4 protein-coding genes are annotated in these 26,216 nt (G+C 53.9%); all 4 read left to right on the top strand.

What is annotated here, in order from left to right:
• Window positions 1-97 precede the first annotated feature (97 nt).
• The 4 genes from MKY01_RS27920 to MKY01_RS27905 all read left to right on the top strand — a co-directional run bounded on the left by MKY01_RS27920 (window position 98) and on the right by MKY01_RS27905 (window position 25,892).
• Window positions 98-3,376: a non-ribosomal peptide synthetase gene (locus tag MKY01_RS27920; RefSeq protein ID WP_339284383.1), complete on the top strand. Its 3,279-nt coding sequence runs from the start codon at window positions 98-100 to the stop codon at window positions 3,374-3,376.
• A complete protein-coding gene (locus tag MKY01_RS27915) occupies window positions 3,366-5,192 on the top strand; it encodes an ABC transporter ATP-binding protein (RefSeq protein WP_339284381.1) in 1,827 nt (608 codons plus the stop codon). The genes MKY01_RS27920 and MKY01_RS27915 overlap by 11 nt, the downstream gene beginning before the upstream one ends.
• Window positions 5,189-6,922 (top strand): ABC transporter ATP-binding protein, encoded by a 1,734-nt coding sequence (locus MKY01_RS27910; protein WP_339284379.1) that lies wholly within the window; start codon window positions 5,189-5,191, stop codon window positions 6,920-6,922. The genes MKY01_RS27915 and MKY01_RS27910 overlap by 4 nt, the downstream gene beginning before the upstream one ends.
• Window positions 6,923-7,007: 85 nt before the next feature.
• Complete coding sequence (locus MKY01_RS27905) at window positions 7,008-25,892, top strand: non-ribosomal peptide synthase/polyketide synthase (protein WP_339284377.1); 18,885 nt, start codon at window positions 7,008-7,010, stop codon at window positions 25,890-25,892.
• Window positions 25,893-26,216: the final 324 nt, after the last annotated feature.

The raw sequence follows: 26,216 nt of genomic DNA, 5'->3' as shown, positions 1-26,216 counted from the left end.
CGAACAACATGCAAGCCCGTAAACGCGCAGGTCGAAAGCAAGCCTTTCCAGACCTGCGTCGGGGTATGCGGTCACTTCATTTTTAGGGGAGGTACGAATGAAATCTTTATTTGAAAAGGAAGAACGGTACTGGAGCGGCAAGTTTGACGCAGATGATAGCCTGAGCTTCCTTCCATACAGTCAATCCTCCAAATTATTCGAGGGCGGTGAATCTGCGGCTGAGCCGGACTTGCTTCACCGTACTCTGCCGAGCGAACTCTCGGAGAGAATCATTGGCCTCGCCAGCGGTTCGGATTTGGCTCTGTACATGATTGTTTTGGCAGGAGTCAAAAGCCTGCTGTTCAAATATACCGGGCGGGACCAAGTGCTTGTCGGCATGCCTTCGTATAGCGCAGACCAGGGCGAGACGCCGCCGCATGACATCTTGGTGATCAAGACATCGGTAAGCAGCCAGACTACGCTGAAAACGCTGCTTGGGGGCATCAAAGGCTCCATCGGCGAGGCGCTGGAGCATCAGCACCTGCCTTTTCGAAAAATGGTGGAGCCGCTCCATTTGGACTATACGGGGCATGGCCTCCCGGTCGTCAACACCATCGCATCCTTCGCCCCGATTCATCCGGGACCGCTGGGTAACCGTGTGGCGGCTGATACCGTTTTTCGCTTCGACCGCCAAAACCACTCCATCGAGCTGGAAATAAGCTTTGACGGACAGCGGTACGAGCGGGCATTTATGGAGCAGGCGGCCGACCATCTTGTTCGTTTGCTGTCCATGCTTTTATTTCAGCCAGATCTGGAGTTTGGACAAGTCGATATGCTGTTCCCAGTCGAGAGGGAGATGCTGCTCAAGGGATTTAATGACACCGAAACCGAGTTCGAGCGGGGGAAAACGATTCATGGCTTGTTCGAAGAACAGGCGGAGCATCGCCCGGATAACGTGGCCGTCGTCATGAACGAGCGGCAATTGACCTACCGCGAGCTGAACGAGCGATCCAACCGCCTTGCGCGGAAGCTGCGGGAAAAAGGAGTAGAAGCAGATCAGCTGGTAGCAATTCTGGTCGAACGCTCGCTTGATATGGTCGTCGGCATTCTGGCAATTCTTAAAGCGGGCGGAGCCTTCGTGCCTGTCGATCCCGACTACCCGGAGGAGCGCATCCGCTTCATGATCGAGGATTCAGGCGCACCGTTATTGCTGACTCAAAAACATCTGCACGAGAAAACCGACTTTGAAGGAACACGCCTTGAATTAGACGATTTTGTTTGGGGCGATAGCGGGGCGGAATCCACTGGTGTGCTGGATGCTTCGAATCTGGAGCCGGCCAGCGGTCCGAATGATCTGGCTTATGTCATCTATACATCAGGTACGACGGGCAAACCCAAAGGGGTCATGCTGGAGCATCGTGGTTTGGTCAGCTTGAAGCTGATGTTCGCGGACAGGCTGAGCATCACGGAGCATGACCGGATCGTTCAATTCGCCAGCCTGTCATTCGACGCGTCCTGCTGGGAAGTGTTCAAAGCGCTCTATTTTGGCGCGACTTTGTACATCCCGATGGCCGAGACGATTCTCGATAACCGCCTGTTCGAGAGTTATATGAACGAGCATGCGATTACGGCGGCGATTTTGCCTCCGACGTACAGCGCATATTTGAACCCGGACCGCCTTCCCAGCTTAACGAAGCTTGTAACGGGAGGTTCGGCGGTATCGGCCGAATTTGTGCAGCAGTGGAAGGAGAAGGTCCACTATTTCAATGCTTACGGGCCTACCGAAGCTTCGATTGTTACGACGCTTTGGGATGCGGTTGAGCAGCAGCCGGAGCGCAGAGTTATTCCGATCGGGCGCCCGCTGTCCAATCACCGGATTTTCATTTTGGATGCCCACCTGCAGCTTGTGCCTCCTGGAGTGGACGGAGAGCTGTGCGTGGCAGGCGTGGGGCTTGCGAGAGGTTACCTGAACCAACCGGAGCTGACGGCAGAGAAGTTTGTGGAACATCCGTTTGCGCCGGGAGAACGCCTTTACCGGACGGGAGATCTCGCCCGCTGGCTGTCGGACGGCAACATCGAATACCGGGGGCGGATCGATCATCAGGTGAAAATCCGCGGCTACCGGATCGAAATCGGCGAGATTGAAGAGCAGCTGCTGAAGATCGCCGCCATGCAAGAAGCGGTGGTGCTCGCCCGCGACGACGCAAACGGCCATAAGCAGCTTGTTGCTTATTACGTTGCGGAAACGAGGCTGGCGGCGCATGAACTCAAGGAGCAGCTCGCCAAGCAACTTCCGAGATATATGATTCCTTCGTACCTCGTGCAGCTTTCGCGGATGCCGCTGACTCCGAACGGGAAAATCGACCGCAAAGCGCTACCCGCGCCAGAGGAAGCCGCCACTGGAAGAACGGAATATGTCGCGCCGAGAACGCTGCTCGAGATGAAGATTGTCCGTGTCTGGCAGGATACACTTGGCATTCCACAGGTTGGCGTAAAGGATAACTTTTTTGAGCTGGGAGGCAATTCCTTAAGTCTGATTAGGCTCGTTCAAGCCGTTTACGATGAAACGGGCATCGAGATACCGCTGAATCGCCAATTCCATCATGTAACCGTTGAAGCCATGGCTTTTGGAGAGGAGGATCTGGGTCTGGATAAAGGGGGAGACTCCTTCATTAAGCTAAATAAAACAGGGGATCTGAACGTGTTCTGCTTCCCTCCAGGCAGCGGCTTCGGCATCGGTTACCGAGAGCTTGCAAGCAGACTAGACGGCCGATTCGTGCTTTACGGCATTGATTTTATCGACGATGTCATCGATTACGAGGCCATGCTGAACCGTTATGTGGATGAGATTGTTCGTATCCAGCCTGAAGGACCTTACGTGTTGCTCGGTTACTGCTTCGGAGGCAACCTGACGTTCGAGGTAGCCAAATCGATGGAAAGAAGAGGGTACTCCGTAACGGACATGCTCATGGTGGACTCGTGGATTAAGGACACACTCACACCTTATGAAACGTCTGAGAAAGAGCTTGAAGAGATGCTTGCGGATTTCGACGAAGAAGAGAAGGAATTAATGAGCAATCCGCTCGTGCGGGAGCGTGTTCATCGGAAGATCAAAGCCACATTGACGTACGAAGCGCAGCTTATTAATTCAGGAACGATAACTGCCCGAATTTACGAACTGATTGCGAAGGACAGTGAAGCGTTCCGCCTGGAGCACCAGTTGCCGTCTTGGCAGAGGGCAACGACGCAAGCTTACGCCGATTACCGGCTGGAGGGCGCACACGAGGAGTTACTGGAACTCGCGCGCGTGGACGAAACGGCCGTTGTCATCCGTGACATCTTAGTGCAAATCAAGCAGCAGATCGAAGCGGAGGCAGGGGTCCTGCATGGGAGCTGACCGGCAGACGTCTGTTCAAGGACAAGGCACAGCGGCGCCTTCCAAGCGCCGAACCGCTTATGCCACCTGGAAAGCGTTCCGCTGGCTGATGTCCTATGTAAGCCGTCACAAAGGCTGGATGATCGTCGGTATCCTGTCCGCAATTGCCGCCGCGGTTATTGAGATATGGACGGGACGTTTGGTCGAGCAGTTGACCACACAGGCCGAGAATGGGGCGGGGCCTATCGTTCTGCAGATCGTGTACACGGTCTTTGTGGTCATCTTGATCGGTGTGCCGGCGAAGTTTTTCATGAGCTTTGGTGTGGAGCGAAGCAGTGCCTCTGCGGTGCAGGATATCCGCAACCATGTCATGCGTCATATCGGCAAACTCCCGGTCCCCTATTTGGAAAAGCAGCACTCCGGCGACGTGTTGTCGCGGATCAACAACGATCTGCAGCTCATCCAGCAATTTATGATTCGGGACCTCGCCCAGTGGTTTTATCATCCGCTATTATTTATCGGCTGTTTCGCTTATTTGATGTATCTCCAATGGGAGCTGATGCTGTACAGCCTGCTGTTATTTCCCGTAGCACTGCTGGTTTCCCAATGGATCGGCAAGCAGTTGGAACAGTTGACGGAGGAAGCCCAGGCGAACATGGGCCGAATGAACGTCAACCTCCAGGATACGCTTGGGGGGATGCCTATTGTAAAAAGCTACCTGCTATCCGGTATGTTATCTCGCTCCTACCAAGTGCTGCTACAATTGACGGCTCAAAAAAAGCTGGCCGTGAAAAAGCGGGAAGCCTGGGTCAACCCGCTGCTTTCTACGCTGATGATTAGCCCGATCATTTTCGCCGTCAGTTACGGAAGCTATTTGATCTACAACGGGCAGCTAGGCGCGGGAGAACTGATCGCCTTCCTGTACTTGCTTAATCTGTGTCTGGAGCCGCTGGAGCATATTCCCGAGCTCATTACGCGCACGTTCGAAATGACCGGTGCCCTGAGAAGGGTCTCCGAAATCGTCGAGCAGCCGACCGAAACGGAAAATGGCCGTTTGCTTCCAAAAGCGAGCGCCGCCCCCATCCAGTTTCAGAACGTAACCTTCGGGTATGAAGAGAGTTCCCCGATTCTGCGGAATGTTAGCTTCTCGGTGCCGGAAGGCAAGACGATTGCACTTGTCGGAGCGAGCGGCGGAGGGAAGAGTACGGTGTTTAAGCTGGTATGCGGCTTTTATCCACTTCCGGAGGATCAGGGCGAGATCCGCGTGTTCGGAAGCCTGATCCACGGTGCAGATCCGGAGCAGCTTCGGTCACATTTTTCCGTGGTAACCCAAGATTCATATTTGTTTAGCGGTACGATCGCCGAAAATATCGGCTATGGGCGGCAAGAAGCGTCGATGGACGAGATTATCGAAGCCGCCAAAGCCGCTCAGGCTCATTCTTTCATTATGCAGCTTGAGGACGGTTACCAGACGTATGTCGGAGAGCGCGGCGGGTTTTTGTCCGGTGGGCAACGCCAGCGCATTGCAATGGCTCGGGCGTTTCTGAAGGATGCTCCCGTTCTGCTGTTGGACGAGCCCACATCGGCACTTGATCCGGAGTCGGAAAGCGCGGTTCAGGAAGCGTTGGGCGTATTGATGAAGAAGAGAACGACCATGGTTATTGCCCACCGGCTTTCTACGGTACAAAACGCCGATGAAATTTGGGTTATGGAACAAGGAAGTATTGTCGAAAAGGGCACTCATGAACAATTGCTCGAGAGGAAGGGACTGTACGCCCAGTCGTATTACCAGGAGTTTACCGAGTCTGCCGAACGCAGGGAGGTGTCGTACACATGAAAAAGGGCGGAAGGCTATCACAAGTGAAAGAACTCGGCTACTTGCTGACGTTTATGAACCGCAAGCGCAAAACCCAGTACGCGATTGGCCTTGCTGTAACGGCGCTCACCCAGACATTGTTTCTGATCGCCTTCAGCTTGGTCGTACATAACTTGGTTGATTTCGCCGTGTCCCGAGATACGTCCCTGATGGTAGAAGCTTTTGTTATTTTGGGCGCGGCCCTGTTCCTGGAAAATATAATTTCTCCCTGGTTCATTTACTTATACCAGCGCAGTGTCGAGCTGACTGTGCTGAATATCCGCAAACGTCTTTATGACAAGCTGTGCCGGGTGCGGCCGAGATTCCTGGAGCAGAACCACCATGGGGACTTGCTGTCGCGAGTGAACAACGACGTAACGACCGTTGAGTTTACATTCTCGCAGGTTTACTTCGTTTTGCTGCTTCAAGTTGTCTTCTGCATCGGCTCCATTGTCTCTATGGCGGTGATTGATTGGCGGTTTGCTGGCGTATCCTTCGTCATTCTGCTGCTGTCCTCTCTGGTCAGCCTGAAATTTGCACGGGATATCCGCGCTTTGTCCGAACAAGGCTTGCGTACGCTCGGTAAAATGACCGAAAAATTTAAAGATTTTATGGGCGGCATTCAAATTGTGAAGCTGTTTCGCATCCGCACGATTTACGGCCAGTACGAGGCGTTGAACGAGCAAATGACGCAAACGCTTCGGCAAACGGCGAAAAAGAACGGTATGCAGGCTGCGGTGAACCATTTTATCAGCTACGTCACGTTCTGCGGCATCATCGTCATCGGCAGTCTTCTTTATGCTTACGGATTGATGGGAATGGGAAGTGTCGCCGCTCTGGCAGTTTTGCAAGTGAATCTGACGCACGCCTTGTTGAACCTGGGGATGGTTCTGTCGATGACCCAAAATTCGCTCGCGGGTGCTCACCGGATTCAAGAGGTACTAAGCGAGGAAGAGGAACCGGAGCGTTTGGGATCTTCTCATAGCGAGCTTGTATCGGAGGCTGCGGTGGAGTTTCGCGATGTGGAATTTTCCTATCAGACAGATAAAAAGGTGCTTGTCGACATGTCCATGCAGGTGTTTCCTGGTCAGGTCGCTGCGATCGTGGGAGCCAGCGGCAGCGGCAAAAGTACGCTGATCAAGCTGCTGCTCGGTTTTTATCCTGTGGACAGCGGAGATATCCTGCTTCAGGGTAAACCTTTCGGCCATTACACGCTGGAAGAAATCCGCAGGCAGATTGCATACGTTCCGCAGGAACCGTTTTTGTTTACCGGCACGATTGAGGAAAATATCCGCTATGGCAACCCGGATGCAACGGATGAAGAAGTGGTGGAAGCGGCCAAAGCGGCGTACGCTCACCATTTTATTCAGGAACTTCCTGAACAGTATAAAACGCCGGTGGGAGAGAGGGGAGCGTCATTGTCAGGTGGACAAAGGCAGCGAATTGCGATCGCCCGGGCGATTCTCAAAAACGCCCCGATTCTACTGCTGGACGAAGCGACTTCTGCATTGGATAACGAATCCCAGCATTGGGTACAGCAAGCTCTGAACGTATTGATGAAGGGGCGCACCACCATTCTGATTGCCCACCGTCTCAGCACTGTGGAACATGCGGATTTGATTACGGTCATGAATCAAGGAACGGTCGTGGAACGGGGCCGCCATCAGGAACTGCTGGCGCTCGGAGGTTACTACGCGCGGCTGTACGGCTAGACCCGCTTTTCGGCGGGCGGCTTCCTGCTGATATTCAGGTATAAAGCCTATCTACAAACAATCTCTAATACGGGAGTGTGTCGATGTGAGAGAGAATACGAACAAGCAATATGGATTAACGCAAGCCCAGCGCCGGATATGGTTCATGGAAATTATGAATCCGGGCACATCCATCACGATGCTTTCCGCGACCTACCAGATTACGGGCGAGATCGACACCAAGCTGCTTGAGCAAGCGGCGGCAGAGATTGTCAAAACCTATGACGCTTTCCGAATCCGCATTAGCGGGGATATGCAAAATCCAACGCAGTGGTTCGAAGAGCTGGAGAATGTCCAAACCAGGATAAGCCACCTCGAAATAGGCACAACCGAACAATTCTATGCTTGGGTGAAAGAAGTAACCGAAAAACCGGCGAGTGTGTTCGACGAACACCTCTATCAATTTACGATGATCCATTTTGCGAACGGCCAAGTATGGCTTAATTTGACTATAAATCATATTATCGCCGATGGCTTGTCCGTCACTGCTTTGCTGCATGCGGTGATGGAAAAATACCTGGAACTGCGCAATGGCATCTTCAGCAGTTACCAGGCCCCATCCTATCTGGATTATATTTCAACTGAGCATGAATATGAGCAATCGCAGCGTTATCAAAAAGGCAAGGAATACTGGCTGACCAAGTACAACACTTTGCCTGAAACGAGCGGCATTAAATCGGTTCCGCCATTCTCGATTGGCAGCGAATCGAATAAACGTTCCATCACTTTGGATGGTTCCCGCTATGACCGCATTCTGGCTTTTAGCGAACAATATCAGGTTAGTTTATATACGTTATTTTTGTCCGCCATGTACGTCTTATTGTATAAGCTGACCGACAGCACCGATGTTCCAGTCGGCACGGTGTTTGCCAATCGCACCAGCAAGAAGGAAAAAGAAACGATCGGTATGTTCGTCAGCACCGTGGCTACGCGGATTAGTCTGAATCCAGTTGGGTCCGTGCTTTCCTTGATCCAAACGGTTTCCAAGGAAAATACAGCGGATCTGCGGCATCAGAAATATCCTTATAACCAATTGATTCAGGATTTACGCGAACAACACGGCCGCAACGATCTTTCGGAGTTGTTCCGCACGTCTCTGGAATATCTACCTTTGAAAATCGTGGAGTACGAAGAAATCAAGGTACGTCTGGAGGCTCACTTTGCTAGACACGAGATGGACGATCTACTGCTGCGCTTCGACCATATGCTGAATGAAGGCCATGTCATTCTTCATGCTTCCTATCGTACCGGCCTGTTCGAGACGACCGAGATTGATCGCATTATGGAACAGTATGTAACCGTTTTGGACCAGTTTCTTGAGACTCCCGAACTGCGGGTGCGCGAGATTTCTCTGTTGAGCGATGAGGAGAGACACCGTATTCTGGACGTGTTTAACCCGCCGGTGGCAGCACTGAGCGAGGGAATAGCGTTTCATCGGTATGTCGAAAAGTTTGCCCGAGACATTCCGGATCACCCGGCAGTTGTTTACATGGACAAAAAGCTGACTTACGGCGAATTGAACAAACGCGCTGAGCGGCTGGCTGCGCTCCTTCGTGAACAGGGAGTGGGGAGGGAGACGATTACGGGGATCTGGGCAGAACGTTCGGTGGAACTTCTGGTCGGTGTGCTCGCCGTATGGAAAGCCGGTGGAGCTTATGTACCGCTGGACCCCGATTATCCGGCGGAGCGGATTGAGTACATGCTCAGCGATAGCGAAGCATCGGTGTTGCTTACGCAGCGTCATCTGTTGGAGGGGGCCGGAGGTTGGCTGGCCGATGACCGGCTGAAGCTTCAAGCTGTCTATGCGATGGACGATGAACAGATGTATAACGGGGATACCTCAGCCGAGGAATTTGAATCCGCTGACAGTGCCCCACATGACTTGGCTTATGTGATTTACACCTCCGGTACGACGGGACGCCCAAAAGGAGTCATGATCGAGCATGGTAGTCTCGTGAATACGGCGGATGCGTACCGCCGTGAGTACCGGTTGGATCAGTTCCCGGTGCGGTTGTTGCAACTGGCGAGCTTCTCGTTTGACGTGTTCGTTGGAGACATCGCGCGGACGCTGTATAACGGAGGAACGATGGTAATTGTGCCAAAGGATGACCGGATTGATCCGAACCGCTTATACGGCTGGATTCGGGAGCAAAACATTACGGTATTTGAATCGACGCCTGCGCTTATCCTGCCGTTCATGCAGCATATTTATGAAGAAGGGCTGGACGTCAGCTCCATGCATTTGCTGATTACCAGCTCGGATGCTTGCAGTGTCACCGATTACCGATTGCTGCAGGAAAGATTCGGCGGACAATTCCGCATCATCAACAGCTACGGCGTTACCGAAGCGGCCATTGACAGCAGCTTTTACGATGAGCCGCTGGACAAGCTGCCATCGTTGGGTCATGTGCCGATCGGCAAAGCCTGGCTGAACGCCCGGTTTTACATTGTAGATGCCGGGTTAAAGCCGGTTCCTGTAGGGGTTCCGGGGGAGCTTGTCATCGGCGGCGCCGGGGTGGCGCGCGGGTATTGGAACCGTCCGGACCTAACCACCGAGAAGTTTGCAGACAGCCCGTTTGTGCCTGGAGAACGTCTGTATCGGACAGGAGATTTGGCCCGCTGGCTGGAAGACGGCAACGTTGACTTCATCGGCCGGATCGACTATCAGGTGAAAATTCGCGGGTTCCGGATCGAACTCGGCGAAATTGAAACGGCCCTGCTCAGTTTCCCGGGGGTCAAGCAGGCTGTGGTGACTGACCGTACGGATGAGCAGGGGCAAAAGTATTTGTGCGGTTACGTGGCGGGGGATGTTTCCTTGCAACTGAGCGATCTGCTGTCCCAATTGAAACAAGAGCTGCCTGCGCATATGGTTCCGGCCCGGTTGGTGTCTCTTGATCAGCTTCCGCTCACACCGAACGGCAAGATTGACCGTAAAGCGCTGCCTGAGCCGACCGGAGAGATAGAAGCCGGCCGTGAGTATGTGGCTCCTCGCACAACGCTGGAAACAAGACTTGCTCTTATTTGGCAGCAGGTGCTGGGTATTGCGCGAGTTGGAGTCCAAGACGATTTCTTTGACCTGGGTGGTCATTCCTTGCGGGCCTCCGCGCTTGTTTCCAAGATTCGAAAAGAGCTACAAGTCGAGGTTCCGCTGCGGGACGTTTTCCGCTACACCACGATCGAACAGCTTGCCCAAAGAATTAGCGGTTTAAAGCAGCAGGAAACCTATGAGATTACAAAGGCGGCAGAGACCGAGTACTATCCGGTTTCATCCGAGCAAAAGCGTCTGTACGTCCTGCGCCAGCTTGACGCGGGCGAGCGTAGCTACAATATGTCGGCGGCGATTCTTCTCGAAGGCAAGCTGGACCGCACGCGCGTAGAGTACGCATTCCGGGCGTTGATTCAGCGTCATGAGACGCTGCGTACCGGGATCGAGCAGGTTCAAGGCGAGCTTGTGCAGCGCATCTATGACGAGGTGGAGTTTGCTGTAGACTATTTCCAGGCGAGCGAGCTAGAAGTGGACCATGTGGTGGAAGCATACTATCACCCGTTTGATCTGACCAAGCCGCCACTTCTTCGCATCGGCCTGATCGAAGTCACCGAGGATCGCCACATCCTGTTGTTTGATATGCATCACATCGTCTCGGATGGCATCTCGACAGCATTGCTTTTCGACGAGTTCAGCCGCCTGTATCGTGGTGAGGAGCTGGCTCCGTTGCGTATTCAATACAAAGATTATGCCGTTTGGCAGCATTCCGAAGCCTACGGGCAGTTGATTCAGCCGCAGAAGGAGTACTGGCTGGAACAGCTGTCGGGCGAGTTGCCTGTATTGGAACTGCCGACGGACTTCCCGCGGCCTGCGGTGCAAAGTTTTGACGGCCGGACCGTGAAGTTTGATATTGGGAAAGAACGGACGGAAAAGCTGAAAGAACTGGCCGCACGGACGGGCACGACCCTGTACATGGTGCTGTTGTCTGCGTACTCGATCCTTATGCATAAATATTCGGGTCAGGAAGATCTGATCGTGGGAACGCCGATTGCCGGAAGAACGCAGGAAGAAGTGCAGCCAATCGTAGGTATGTTTATCAACACGCTTGCCATTCGCAGCCATCCGGAGCGTTCCAAGCCGTACCTTAAGTACCTGGAAGAAATGAAGGAAATCACACTCGGGGCTTTTGAACACCAAAATTATTTGTTCGAAGATTTGATGGAAAGTCTTCATATTCCGCGCGCGACCGGCCGGAATCCGCTCTTTGATACGTTCTTCTCCCTGCAAAATACGGAGAATGAGCAAATTGTCATCGAGGGGCTGGAGCAATCGTTTTATCCGTTGGAAAACCGAACGTCTAAGTTCGAGCTGCTTCTGGACATTTCGGAACTGGATGGCCAGCTCGAATGCCGGTTGGAGTACGCTACGGCTTTGTATAAACAGGAGACCGCGGAGCGGTTCGCCAGACATTATGACAACCTACTCGAAACTATCGCAGCAGCGCCGGAAGGGGATATTGCTTCGCTGGAAATGCTAACCGAGCAGGAAATCCGTGAACTGGTGCGCGGTTTTAATGATTCGGAGGCAGACTACCCGCGTCAGCAGACGATTCATGGCTTGTTCGAAGAGCAGGCGAAGCTTTACCCGGATAACGTGGCCGCCGTCATGAATGAGCGGCAGCTGAGCTACCACGAACTGAACGAGCGATCCAACCGCCTTGCGCGTAAGCTGCGGGAGACAGGAGTCGAAGCGGATCAGTTGGTAGCGATTCTGGCCGAACGTTCACTTGATATGGTCGTCGGCATTCTGGCGATTCTCAAAGCGGGCGGAGCCTACGTGCCTGTCGATCCCGACTACCCGGAGGAACGCATCCGCTTCATGATTGAGGATTCGGGCGCACCGTTATTGCTGATTCAAAAGCATTTGCATGAGAAGACCGATTTCGCAGGAACGCGCCTTGAATTGGACGATTTCGTTTGGGGCGACAAAGGGGCGGACTCCGCTGATGCACTGGACGCTTCGAATCTGGAACCAATTTCTGGCCCGGGTAACTTGGCTTATGTCATCTACACATCGGGAACGACCGGCAAACCGAAAGGCACGTTGATTGAGCATAAAAACGTCGTGCGCCTTTTGTTCAACGACAAGAACCTGTTCGACTTTGGGGCGTCCGACACGTGGACGTTATTCCACTCGTTCTGCTTCGATTTCTCCGTCTGGGAGATGTACGGAGCACTTCTGAGTGGAGGAAAGCTGGTTATCGTACCGCCGCTTACGGCGAAAAATCCAGCCGAGTTCTTGGCACTGCTGAGCCGCGAACGGGTCACGATTTTGAACCAGACGCCAACATATTTCTACCAACTGCTGCGTGAGGTTTTAGCGGACCATCCGTACAATTTGCGGATTCGCAACGTCATCTTCGGCGGCGAAGCACTCAGCCCGCTGTTGCTCAAGGGTTTCAAGACGAAGTACCCGGAGACAAAGCTGATCAATATGTACGGTATTACCGAGACGACGGTTCACGTGACGTATAAGGAAATTACATGGATAGAGATGGAGGCGGCAAAGAGTAATATCGGCAAGCCGATCCCCACGCTGAGCGTGTATGTTCTGGATGAAAACCGTCGTCCTGTTCCGATCGGCGTAGCAGGCGAAATGTACGTGGCCGGTGAAGGCCTGGCAAGAGGATACCTGAATCGACCGGATTTGACGGCGGAAAAGTTCGTTGATTCCCCGTTTGCGGAGGGGGAAAAACTGTATCGCTCAGGCGACTTGGCGGCCTGGTTGCCGGACGGCAACATTGAATACCTCGGCCGGATCGACCATCAGGTCAAAATCCGCGGGTACCGGATCGAGCTGGACGAAATCGAGACGCAACTTCTGAACGTGGAGGGCGTGGAAGAAGCGGTGGTGCTCGCCCGTCAGGACAACGAGGGAGAGAAGGCACTTGTTGCCTACTTTGTTGCAGACCGGACGCTGACAGTCAGCGAAATGAGAACCTCGCTGGCACAGGGAATGCCGGGATACATGATCCCGTCGTATTTCGTGCAGCTGGAGCGCATGCCGCTGACGTCTAACGGCAAAGTGGACCGCAAAGCGCTGCCGGAGCCGCAAGGTAGCCTGCAAACGGGCATCGAATACGTAGCCCCTGGTAACCTTATTGAGTCCCAGCTTGTGCAGATCTGGGAGGAAGTGCTGGGTTACTCCGGCATTGGAGTCTTGGACAATTTCTTCGAGCTCGGAGGGCATTCCTTGCGGGCGACAAATCTTGTCAGCAAGATTCGGAAGGAAATGAACGTTGAACTTCCGCTGCGCGATGTGTTCCGCTATATGACGGTGGAATCTATGGCAGAAGCTATTGCCAGCTTGGAAGAATCACAGCACAGCTCGATTCCAAAAGCGGAAGAGAAAGCGTACTATCCAGTTTCCTCTGCGCAAAAAAGGCTGTATGTCCTGCACCAGCTAGATAGCTCGGAGCTGAATTACAACATTCCGAGCGCCTTGCAATTGAAAGGGAATTTGAACGAGGCCAAAGTGGAAAAGGCGCTGACTACTTTGGTGGCCCGACACGATATGCTGCGCACGGGTTTTGAAATCGTGAATGGAGAGCCGGTTCAGCGTATTCATCCGCTCGTAGATTTCAAGGTCGAGAAGCTTCAAGCAAGCAAAGATCAGGTCGCGGCCATTCTGGAAGGCTTCATTCAGCCTTTTGACTTGACCCAGCCGCCTTTGCTGCGCGCTCTGCTGATCATACTTGAGAAAGAGAAATTCCTGCTTGCGCTGGATATGCATCATATTGGTTCCGACGGTCTTTCCATGGACGTGCTGCTACGCGAATTTGTGGGGCTTTACAATGGGGAAGAATTGCCGGAGCTGCGGATTCAATACAAGGATTACGCCGTTTGGCAGCAATCCGACGAGCAATGTCAGCGTATCAAACGGCAGGAGGAATACTGGCGCGGGGTATTCAGCTCCGAGCTTCCGGTTCTTGAGCTGCCTCTCGACTTTTCCCGCCCAGCCGTCCGGCAGTTTGACGGTCAAACGCTCACGTTTGCGCTGGATGCGGAGAAAAGCGAAGCTCTAAAACGGCTTGCCGGAGATTCGGGGGCGACGCTGTACATGCTTCTGCTGGCTGCTTACTCCGTATTGCTTCATAAATACGCGGGACAGGAAGATATCGTAGTTGGCACTCCGATTGCCGCTCGTTCTCACGCCGACCTGCAACCGATTATCGGCATGTTTGTCAATACGCTGGCCCTTCGCTTGGGTCCGACGGCAGAGCAGACGTTCCTGGATTACTTGCAGGATGTGAAGGAAACGACGCTTGGAGCCTACGAGCACCAGGACTATCCGTTCGAGGAGCTGGTAGAAGCTCTTCAGGTGAGCCGGAATTTAAGCCGGAATCCGCTGTTTGACACCATGTTTTCTTTGCAAAAGCACGAAAGCCTGGATTTAGCCCTGGAAGGCTTGCAATGGTCGCTGTTTGACATCGAGGAAAAGAGAGCAAAGTTTGATCTTAGCCTGGATATCGTGGAAGAGGGTAACGAGCTGGTTTGCAAGATCGAGTACGCTACCTCGTTGTTTAGACAGGAAACGATGGTACGGCTGGCGGGTCATTACGAGCAACTTTTGGCATCGATCCTGGCTCAGCCGGGTGCGAGGATCTCGGATTTGAACATCTTGAAGGACAGCGAAAAGCATGATTTGCTGGTCGGGTTTGCCGTGTCGTCTTCGGCTCTGGCGAAGCAATCCGCCTCAGAGGGTCCAAGCTTGGAAGCGGATGAGTCGTGGAGAGAGAGAACAATCCACGAGCTGTTCGAGGAGCAAGCAGAGCGAACGCCGGAGCAGGTGGCCGTTGTCTATGAGGACAGCCGCCTGACTTACCGGGAGTTGAACGAGCGGGCGAACCGGCTGGCGCGATCCTTGCGTGCCTCTGGCGCGCAGGCCGATCAGCCGATCGCGATCATGGCCGAGCGCTCGCTGGAGATGATTGTCGGCATCTATGCGATCTTGAAGGCCGGGGGCGCCTACGTGCCGATCGACCCGCAATTCCCGCAGGAGCGTATCCGCTACATGCTCGAAGATTCGTGCGCTAGGCTGCTGCTGATTCAAAGCCATTTGCGGGAAAGCGCGTCATTTGCTGGGACCGAGCCACTTGGTGATCTATCGCTCGTCGATCTGAACGATCCATCCGCGTATGACGAAGACGGCTCGAATCTGGAGCTGGCCAGCGGACCGGAGCATCTGGCCTACGTCATTTACACATCGGGCTCGACAGGCAAGCCCAAAGGCGTCATGGTGGAGCACCGTCCGGTGATCAATCGGCTGCTGTGGATGCAGAATGCATACCCGATCGACTCCAGGGATACGATTCTGCAAAAGACGGCGATCACCTTCGACGTTTCCGTGTGGGAGCTGTTTTGGTGGGCTTGGACGGGGGCCAAAGTTTGCTTGCTGCCGCCGGGCGGAGAGAAGAATCCCGAGACGATTCTGGATACGATCGAACGGCAAGCCGTCACCACGATGCACTTCGTGCCGTCGATGCTGCACGCCTTCCTCGAATATGTCGAGCGTCAGCCGAGCGAAGATCTGGGTAACAAGCTGTCTTCGCTGAAACGGGTGTTTGCAAGCGGGGAAGCGCTGGCGACGTCGCATGTGAGCCGGTTCTGGCAGTGGATTTCGTCATCCGTGAATCAAGCGCAGCTGATCAACCTTTATGGGCCTACGGAAGCGACGGTTGATGTCTCGTACTACGATTGCGGACCGGAAGAGGCGTATGTATCGGTGCCGATCGGCAAGCCGATCTCGAACATCCGGCTGCATATTGTCAAGGAAGGGACGACAGCGCTGCAGCCGATCGGCGTGCCGGGCGAGTTGTGCATCGCGGGCGAAGGTCTGGCTAGAGGCTACTTGAACCGTCCCGAGCTGACCGCGGAGAAATTCGTAGAGTGTCCGTTCGCGCCGGGCGGGCGGATGTACCGGACGGGCGATCTGGCCAGATGGCTGCCGGACGGCAACATCGAGTATATGGGCCGGATCGACCATCAGGTGAAAATCCGCGGGTACCGGATCGAACTCGGCGAGGTGGAGGCGCAGGTCCTGAAAGCGGCGTCCGTACAAGAGGGGGTTGTCATCGCCAGAGAGGACGAAGCCGGTCAGAAGCAGCTCTGCGCGTACTTCGTGGCGGACAAGCCGCTTGCGGCGAGCGAGCTGCGAAGCGCGCTGGCGGAGGATCTGCCTGCGTACATGATTCCGTCCTACTTCGTGCAGCTGGAGCGGATGCCCCTCACACACAGCGGGAAGCTTGACCGCAAGGCGCTGCCCGCACCGGAAAGCAGTATGCTCGTTGGAACGGAATACGTGGCGCCCCGGACGGCGGCGGAGCAGACGTTGGTTGCGGTGTGGCAAAAGGTGCTGGGAACGGGTCGTCCGATCGGCGTGATGGACAATTTCTTCGAACTCGGCGGGGATTCAATTAAATCGATCCAGGTGTCGTCCAGGCTACATCAGGCCGGGTACAAGCTGGAAATTAAGCATTTGTTCAAATATCCGACCGTAGCGGAATTAAGCCCGTATCTCCAGTCGGTCTTAAGACGCGCCGATCAGGGGGCAGCTACGGGAGAGACGGGGCTGACGCCGATTCAGCGCTGGTTCTTCGAGCAGTCGTTCGCCGAGCTGCACCACTTTAACCAGGCGGTGATGCTGTACCGGGAGGAAGGCTATGACGAAGCGGCGCTTCGTCAGGCCGTGCGGAAGCTGGCCGAGCATCACGATGCGCTGCGCCTCGTCTTCAGCTGGACCGAGAGCGGGTATGCGGCATGGAACCGGGCCATCGAGGAAAGTGACGGCGAGCTCTACAGCCTAGAAGTGATCGATTTCCGCGGAATGACGGACTGCGCGCAGGCGATCGAAGCCAAGGCGAACGAGCTTCAGCGCAGCATTGACCTGCAGGCAGGGCCTTTGCTGAAGCTCGGCTTGTTCCGTTGTGCGGATGGAGATCATCTGCTGATCGCGATCCACCACTTGGTCGTAGACGGCGTATCCTGGCGGATTCTGCTTGAGGATTTTGCTGCCGGCTATGAGCAGGCGCTGCAAGGGAAGCTGATCCGTCTGCCGCTCAAAACGGACTCATTCCAAACGTGGGCGAAACAGCTCGCTGATTATGCGAACGGACCGGCGATGGAAATCGAGAGAGCGTATTGGCAGCATATCGAGCAATTGACCTATGAGCCGCTTCCGAAAGATTTTGAACAAGGCACATCCAAGCTGAAGGACAGCAGGCTCGTGACCGTCCGCTGGACGGCGGAGGAAACCGAACAGCTGCTGAAGCAGGCACACCGTGCTTACCATACGGAAATGAACGATTTGCTGCTTGCTGCGCTTGGCCTCGCGATACAAGCTTGGAGCGGTCGGGAACGCGTGCTGGTGAATCTCGAAGGCCACGGTCGGGAAGAACTTTTGCCGGATGTGGACATTACGCGGACGGTAGGCTGGTTTACAAGCCAATTCCCTGTCGTTCTGGAGCCGGGTCACGTCCAGGCTCTCGGTCATCAGGTGAAACAGGTGAAAGAAAGCTTGCGCCGCATTCCGAACAAAGGAATCGGCTACGGCATCCTGCGTTATTTGTCGGCGCCGCATGACGGCGAGCGCTTTGCTTTAGAGCCGGAGATCAGTTTCAACTATCTGGGTCAGTTCGACCAGGATTACGAAAGCAGCGGCTCGCAGCCGTCTCCGTTCAGTCCGGGCTCCGATTCAAGCCCGAATGCTGTGATGAATTATGTCCTCGATATCAACGGTGTGGTATCGGAAGGCGTGTTGGAACTTACGATCCGTTATGGGGAAACCCAGTATCAACGGGAGACGGTTGAGCGCCTGGGCACCCTACTTCAATCGAGTTTGCGTGAAGTCATCAGCCATTGCGTATCGAAAGAGCGGCCGGAGCTTACGCCTAGTGACGTACTGCTTCAAGATGTGACGGTGGAGGAACTGGAGCGGCTGTCCGAACATACGGCGGCACTCGGCCAACTGGAGAATGTATACACCCTGACTCCGCTGCAAAAAGGGATGTTGTTCCACAGCTTGCTGGATGCCGATTCGGAAGCTTACTTCGAACAGGTGACCTTCGATCTGTATGGAAGCCTGAATGTGGAAGCCTTCACCCGCGGATTGGATACGCTGGTACAGCGAAATGAGGCGCTGCGGACCAATTTTATTACCGGCTGGAGAGACGAGCCTATTCAAGTGGTATTCCGCGAGCGGAAGTGTGAAGTGTACTTTGAAGATATTCGCTCGGCAAGAGATGAACACCCGGAGAAGACAATGGCAGATTTTGTCAGCGCGGATAAAGCGAACAAGTTCGATTTGGCCCAAGGCTCTCTGATGCGCGTTACAGTTTTGCGTACGGGCGACGAGTCCTACCAAGTGATCTGGAGTCACCATCACATTTTGTTGGACGGCTGGTGCATGTCCTTAATGATCAAGGAAGTGTTCGACACCTACTTCGCGTTCCAGGAGCAACGGACGCTGGAGCTTCCTCCGGTTACCTCGTACTCTCGGTATATCGAATGGCTGGAAGCTCAAGATGCCGCGAAAGCTTCGCGTTACTGGTCCGAGTATTTGGCGGGTTATGATCAGCAGACCAAGCTGCCTCGGGAGAAAACAGGGCTGAAGCAGGGCGCTTTTGAAGCAGCTGAGATCGATGTGGAACTCAGCAAGGAACTGACTGGGCAAATCGAGCGGGTGGCGCGCCAGCATCAGGTGACGCTTAATACATTCATGCAGACCGTATGGGGACTGGTTCTGCAGGTATACAACAACAGCGAAGATGTTGTATTTGGCTCCGTCGTATCCGGGCGTCCAGCAGAGATTCCGGGTATCGAAAGCATGATCGGTCTGTTTATTAATACGATCCCCGTCCGTATTCAAGGCAAAGCCGAGGAGACGGTAGCCGATATTTTGAGAAAAACCCAGGATCAAGCGCTGACATCGGGAGCTTACGAAACGTTCCCGCTGTTCGAAATTCAGTCGCTGAGCGAGCAAAAGAGCGACTTGATCAACCATATTATGGTCTTTGAAAATTATCCGATGGAAGAACAGATTGAGCAGGTTGTCGGCGGAGGACAAGAAGCGCTGAAAATCGCTAATATCCAATCGCCGGAACAAACGAACTACGATCTGGACATTACCGTCATTCCGGAAGAGCATATTTTGCTGCGGTTTACGTACAATACACTGACATTCAGAGAGCAAGACATCAGGCAGATCCACGGTCATTTTGCCCGTGCATTGGAGCAGGTTGCGGCTAATCCGAATGTTCGTGTACATGAGTTAGAGCTTTTAACGGCGGCGGAAAAAGAAGAAATTGTCGGCGTGTTTAATCCGGTGCAGCCGGAAGTGGCTCCTGTGGCAGCGTTCCATCGACTGTTCGAGGAACAGGCGGAACGCACGCCGGAAGCGGAGGCCATCGTATACGAGAACGATCGGCTGACGTATGCGGAGCTGAACGAGCGGGCGAACCGCCTGTCGACCACGCTACGTGCAAGCGGAATAGGCCGGGAGACCATCGTTGGCATTCTCGCCGAGCGTTCGGTCGATTTGCTGGTGGCCGTGATGGCCGTCTGGAAAGCGGGAGGGGCGTATGTACCGCTTGACCCGGATTATCCGGCGGACCGCGTGCGGTTCATGCTGGAAGACAGCGGAGCGAAGGTACTGCTGACACAAATGCTGCTGCGAGAGCGTGCCGAATCCTGGCTCGGCGAAGAGGAACTAGCACTGGAGAAGGTGCTGTATCTCGATGACGAAACGTCATACAGCGAAGATCGAGCGAATGCACCAATGGACTTCGACCAAGGCTCCAGCATGGTTTCAGGTCTGATCTCCAGCGAGCTGACGGGTGCTGTGAACGACCGTAATGAGAGCCATCCAAAAGTTGTGGGCATGGACAGCTTCCATGAAGCCCGTCCGGAGGACTTGGCGTATGTCATCTACACGTCGGGAACGACGGGCAAACCAAAAGGCGTGATGATCGAGCACCGCAGCCTGGTGAACACGGCAGCGGGTTACCGGCGGGAATACCGGTTGGATCAGTTCCCGGTAAGGCTGTTGCAGCTCGCCAGCTTCTCGTTTGACGTATTCGTGGGCGATATCGCGCGGACGTTGTACAACGGCGGCACGATGGTCATTGTACCGAAGGACGATCGGATTGATCCGTCTCGTCTGCACTACTGGTTAGAGCGGGAGCAAGTGACGATCTTTGAATCAACGCCGGCACTGATCGTGCCGTTCATGGAATACGTGCATGAGCATGGACTAGAGTTAAGCAGCATGGAGCTGTTGATTACAAGCTCGGACAGCTGCAGTGTGGCAGATTACCGGACCTTGCAGGAACGGTTTGGTTCGTCGTTCCGCATCATCAACGCCTACGGCGTGACGGAAGCGGCAATTGACTCCAGTTTCTATGACGAGGAGTTGGCGAAGCTGCCGCAGACAGGCCATGTGCCGATTGGCAAAGCGTGGTTGAATGCGAAGTTTTACATCGTGGATGCACATCTGAACCCGGTGCCAGTCGGCGTGCTGGGCGAATTGGTTATCGGCGGAGTCGGTGTGGCGCGCGGGTACTTGAACCGCCCAGAGCTGACGGAAGAGAAGTTTGTAGACAGCCCTTTCACCGCGGGTGAGCGGTTGTATCGCACGGGAGATTTGGCGCGGTGGATGGAGGACGGCAACGTGGACTTCATCGGCCGGATCGATAACCAGGCAAAAATCCGGGGTTACCGGATCGAGACGGGCGAAGTCGAAGCAAAGCTGCTGAGTGTAGGTGGCGTGAAGGAAGCGGTCGTTGTTGTCAGGGAAGATCAAGAAGGGCAGAAAGCGTTGTGCGCTTATTATACAGTGGAAGAAGGCTTGACGGCGGCAGATTTGAAACGGGCGATCTCCAGCGAGCTACCGGGATACATGATTCCGTCGTATTTCGTCGAACTGGAGCAATTGCCTCTAACGCCAAATGGGAAAATTGACCGGAAGGCGCTGCCAGCGCCGGAAGGGGGAGCAGGCGGAGGCCGCGAATACGTGGCGCCGCGCACCGAAATGGAGGCGAAGCTGGCCGCCATTTGGCAGGAGGTACTAGTTCGGGATAAGGCGGTAGGCGTAACGGACAACTTCTTCGACCTCGGAGGACACTCCCTGCGGGCGACAACACTTGTCAGCAAAATGCATAAGGAGCTGGGCGCCCAATTCCCGCTTCGCGACGTATTCCGCTACTCGACAGTTGAGGAAATGGCTGTGGCTATGGAGCATTTGGAGATCGGCTCGTTTATGGCTATTCCGGCTGCGGAACCTAGCGAGTATTATCCGCTCTCTTCTGCGCAGAAACGTCTCTATATCTTGAACCAGCTGGAAGGAGGCGAGCTGAGCTACAATATACCGGGAGCTATGCTGCTCGAAGGGCAACTCAACCGGCAGCGGTTTGAAGAAGCGTTCCGCGAGCTTGTAGCTCGTCATGAAACGCTGCGTACCAGCTTTGAGATGGTTGAAGGCGAAGCGGTTCAGCGGATTTACGAAGAAGTCACCTTCCAGGTGGAATATGTGCAGATCAGCGGGGAGCAGGCGGAAGAAACGGTGCGCCAATTCGTTCGTGCGTTTGATCTAGCCAAGCCACCACTTCTGCGGGTGGGCATTGCCGAACTGGCGCCGGACCGGCACATCCTGATGTTCGATACACATCATATCGTATCGGACGGCGTTTCAATGGACGTACTGATCGAAGAGTTTGTGCACTTGTACAGCGGGGAGCCGCTCAAGCCACTCCGCATTCAGTACAAAGATTATGCAGTATGGCAGCAATCGGACGAGCAGAAAACGCAGCTTGCCAAGCAGGAAGCCTACTGGATTGACATGTTCAGCGGAGAACTGCCAGTTCTGGAAATGCCAACGGACTATCCGCGCCCGGCTATGCAGAGCTACGAGGGCCGTACGCTGCAATTGTTTATGAATATTGAGAAAAGCGAAGGTCTGAAACGGCTTGCAGCTGAAAACGGCGCAACGCTTTACATGGTTCTGCTTGCGGCGTATAACGTGCTTCTGCATAAATATTCAGGTCAGGAAGACGTGGTGGTTGGTACGCCGATTGCGGGCAGAAATCACAGCGACGTTCAACCGCTGATCGGGATGTTCGTTAATACATTGGCCATCCGCAGTTACCCGGCTGCCGGTAAAACGTTCCTTGACTACTTGAAGGAAATCAAGGAGACAACGCTTGGTGCTTTTGAACATCAGAATTATCCGTTTGAGGAACTGGTGGATAAGGTAAACGTGACTCGTGATCTACGCCGTCATCCACTGTTTGATACGATGTTTGCTTTGCAGAATACAGAAAATGTGGAAATTCAGCTTCCGGGACTGCATCTGTCGACGTATGCCAGCGAAGAAATTGTTTCCAAATTCGATCTCAGCTTGGACGTCACCGAGATTGAGGACGGCTTGGAATATCTGTTTGAATACGCCACAGCTCTATACAAAACCGAAACGGTGGAGAAATTGGCTGTTCACTACTTGCAGCTGCTTGAATCCATTCTCTGCAACCCGTCGGCGACTATTGCCGAGCTGAACTTGTTAACGGCAGAGGAAAAAGAGCAGATTGTCGGCGCGTTTAACCCTGCGCAACCGGAACAGGCTCCTATGGCAGCGTTCCATCGACTGTTCGAGGAACAGGTGGAACACACGCCGGAAGCTGAAGCTGTCGTTTACGAAAACGATCGGCTGACGTATGTGGAGCTGAACGAGCGGGCGAACCGCCTGTCGACCACGCTACGTGCAAGTGGAATCGGCCGTGAGGAGATTGTTGGCATTCTCGCCGAGCGTTCGGTGGACCTGTTGGTGGCCGTGCTGGCCGTCTGGAAAGCAGGCGGGGCGTATGTACCCCTCGACCCGGATTATCCGGCAGACCGTGTGCGGTTCATGCTCGAAGACAGCGGAGCGAAGGTGCTGCTGACGCAAACGCCGCTGCGAGAGCGTGCCGAAGCCTGGCTCGGTGAAGAGGAACTGGCACTGGCGACGGTGCTGTATCTCGATGACGAAACGTCATACAGCGAAGATCGAGCGAATGTGCCAATGGACTTTGGCCAAGGCTCCAACAGTGCTCCCGATCGAGTCAACGGCAAGCTAACGGGGGCTGTGAACGGTGGTGGCGAGAGTCATCCAAATGATGTTGATGTTGTCGGTATGGACAGCTTCCATGAAGCCCGTCCGGAGGATCTGGCGTACGTCATCTACACGTCGGGAACGACGGGCAAGCCAAAAGGCGTGATGATCGAGCATCGCAGCCTAGTGAACACGGCAGCGGGCTACCGACGGGAATACCGGTTGGATCAGTTCCCGGTGCGACTGCTGCAACTCGCAAGCTTCTCATTTGATGTTTTCGTGGGCGATATCGCACGCACGTTGTATAACGGAGGCACCATGGTCATTGTACCGAAGGACGACCGGATTGATCCGTCTCGTCTGCACCACTGGATAGAGCAGGAGCAAGTGACGATCTTTGAATCAACACCAGCACTGATCGTGCCGTTTATGGAATACGTGCATGAGCAGGGGCTAAAGTTAAGCGGTATGGAGCTGTTGATCACAAGCTCGGACAGCTGCAGTGTAGCGGATTACCGTACCTTGCAGGAGCGGTTTGGCTCGTCGTTCCGCATCATTAACGCCTATGGTGTGACGGAAGCGGCAATCGACTCCAGTTTCTATGACGAAGAATTGGCGAAACTGCCGCAGACAGGCCATGTGCCGATTGGCAAAGCGTGGTTGAATGCGAAGTTTTACATCGTGGATGCACATCTGAATCCCGTACCCGTCGGTGTGCTGGGCGAGCTGGTCATCGGCGGCGTTGGCGTAGCACGTGGGTACTTGAACCGTCCAGAGCTGACGGAAGAGAAGTTTGTAGACAGCCCTTTCACCGCGGGTGAGCGGTTATATCGCACGGGAGATTTGGCGAAGTGGATGGAGGACGGAAACGTGGATTTCATCGGCCGGATCGACAATCAAGCCAAAATCCGGGGCTACCGGATCGAAACGGGTGAGATTGAGTCGCAGCTGCTGCGGGTGGTAGGTATACGCGAAGCGGTGGTGCTGGTTCGAAGTGATGCGAACGGTCAAAAGGCGCTGTGCGCCTACTACACAACGGATATCGAACTGACGGCGGCCGACCTGAAACGAGCGATCTCCAGCGAGCTGCCAGGTTATATGATCCCGTCGTACTTTGTGGAGCTGGAGCATTTACCTTTGACACCAAACGGGAAAATCGACCGGAAAGCGCTACCGACGCCGGAAGAGGGAGCAAGTGCAGGGCGTGAATACGTGGCGCCGCGCACCGATCTGGAGACGAAACTGGTCTCCATCTGGCAGGACGTGCTTGGGTCAGTTACGATTGGTGTGACGGACAACTTCTTCGACCTCGGCGGTCACTCGCTGCGGGCGACGACGCTGGTCAGCAAGGTGCACAAGGAGCTGCACGTGGACCTGCCACTGCGCGATGTATTCCGGTACTCGACTATTGAAGCGATGGCTGAAGTGATTAGCCGACTGGAGCAGCAGGAATTCCTTTCCATTCCGGTTCTGGATAAAAGGGAGTATTATCCGCTTTCCTCTGTGCAAAAGCGGCTGTACATCCAGCAGCAGATGGAAGGGGCCGAGCTTAGCTACAACATGTCCGGCATGACGGTTCTTGTCGGGCGCTTGGATCAGAATCAATTCGAGGCGGCGATCCAAGGATTAATCGCTCGTCACGAAGTTTTACGAACTGGCTTCGAAATGGTCGACGGCGAACCGGTACAACGGATTTATTCGGACTTGGAGTTTGCCGTCGAGTATACAAAGGCGACGGAAAGTGAAACGAAAAGCATTGCAGATGCCTTTGTACGTGTCTTTGATTTGGAGCGGCCGCCGCTGCTGCGTGTGGGCTTAGTTGAATGGGAAGCGGAACGTCATCTGCTTATGCTGGACATTCATCATATCGTCACGGATGGCATGTCCATGGGTATCTTCATCGAAGAGCTGCTGCGCCTGTATAACGGTGAGACGTTGGAACCGCTTCGGATTCAATATAAGGAATTCGCCGCTTGGCAGCAGTCCGAACCTGTAAAAGGACGGCTGAAACGCCAGGAAGCCTACTGGCTGGACATGTTGGAAGGTGAACTGCCAACGCTTGAGCTGCCTACGGACTTTGTCAGACCTGCCGCTCGTAGCTTTGAGGGAGATGTGCTGCCTTTCAGTATCGACAAGAAGATGACCGACAGCTTGCAGCGCATTGCCGATGAGAACGGTGCTACCCTATATATGGTGTTATCGGCGGCCTATTCAATCCTGCTCAGCAAGTACTCGGGACAAGAAGATTTCATTGTAGGCACACCGGTTTCGGGCCGCACACATGCCGACCTGGAGCCGCTCATCGGAATGTTTGTCAACACGTTGGCGATTCGTCATTATCCATCCGGGGAGAAGACGTTCCTTGTTTACTTGAACGAAGTCAAAGAAACGATGCTGGGGGCCTACGACCACCAGGATTATCCGTTTGAAGAGCTTGTGAAAAAGCTGCAGGTGCCGCGAGATCAAAGCCGCAATCCTGTATTTGATGTCATGTTTGCGCTGGAAACGAAGGAAGATAACGTTCAAAACTTCGGGGATATCCAGATCGAATCTTATCCGGAAACGCATGCGGTTTCCCAATTTGACCTTACCTTGGTCATTTCGTTGCTGGATGAGGGAATGAACGGGCAGTTTGAATATGCAACGAAGTTGTTTACGCGCAATCTGATCGACAATTTCGCTCAGGACCTGCTCGTGATCATCACCCAAATTGGCGAACAGCCTTCGGTGCTGCTCAAGGATATTTCCCTGAACGGGCAATCCGAACAGGAGCAAGATGAGCTAGAGGCTATTGATATTATTTTCTAATCCTTTACCCGGCTTGTGTGAAAATGGATCATTTAAGCACGTTATATGCGACATTCAGTATATTGAGGAAGTGGTAATGAAAATTTGTGGTGGTTTCACGACTTTTTTATTACCTGACAAAAGTATTTAAGTTATGTAACAAAGGGTCCTGATGACAGTTGTCATCAGGACCCTTTGTTTATGAACGTATAATTAATGTTCCTATGTCCAAATCAGTATGAGGTTATTATAATGAAAGCCTTTAACTGATATAGGATGAGTACTCTGGTATTATGGAATGCACAGTAATTTTATCTATTTTTCAGACTTAGTATTTACTTATAG

The sequence above is a fragment of the Paenibacillus sp. FSL R5-0486 genome, from assembly GCF_037975155.1.
In the GTDB taxonomy this organism is placed as follows: domain Bacteria; phylum Bacillota; class Bacilli; order Paenibacillales; family Paenibacillaceae; genus Paenibacillus; species Paenibacillus amylolyticus.
This window is presented reverse-complemented; position numbering and strand designations above follow the sequence as displayed.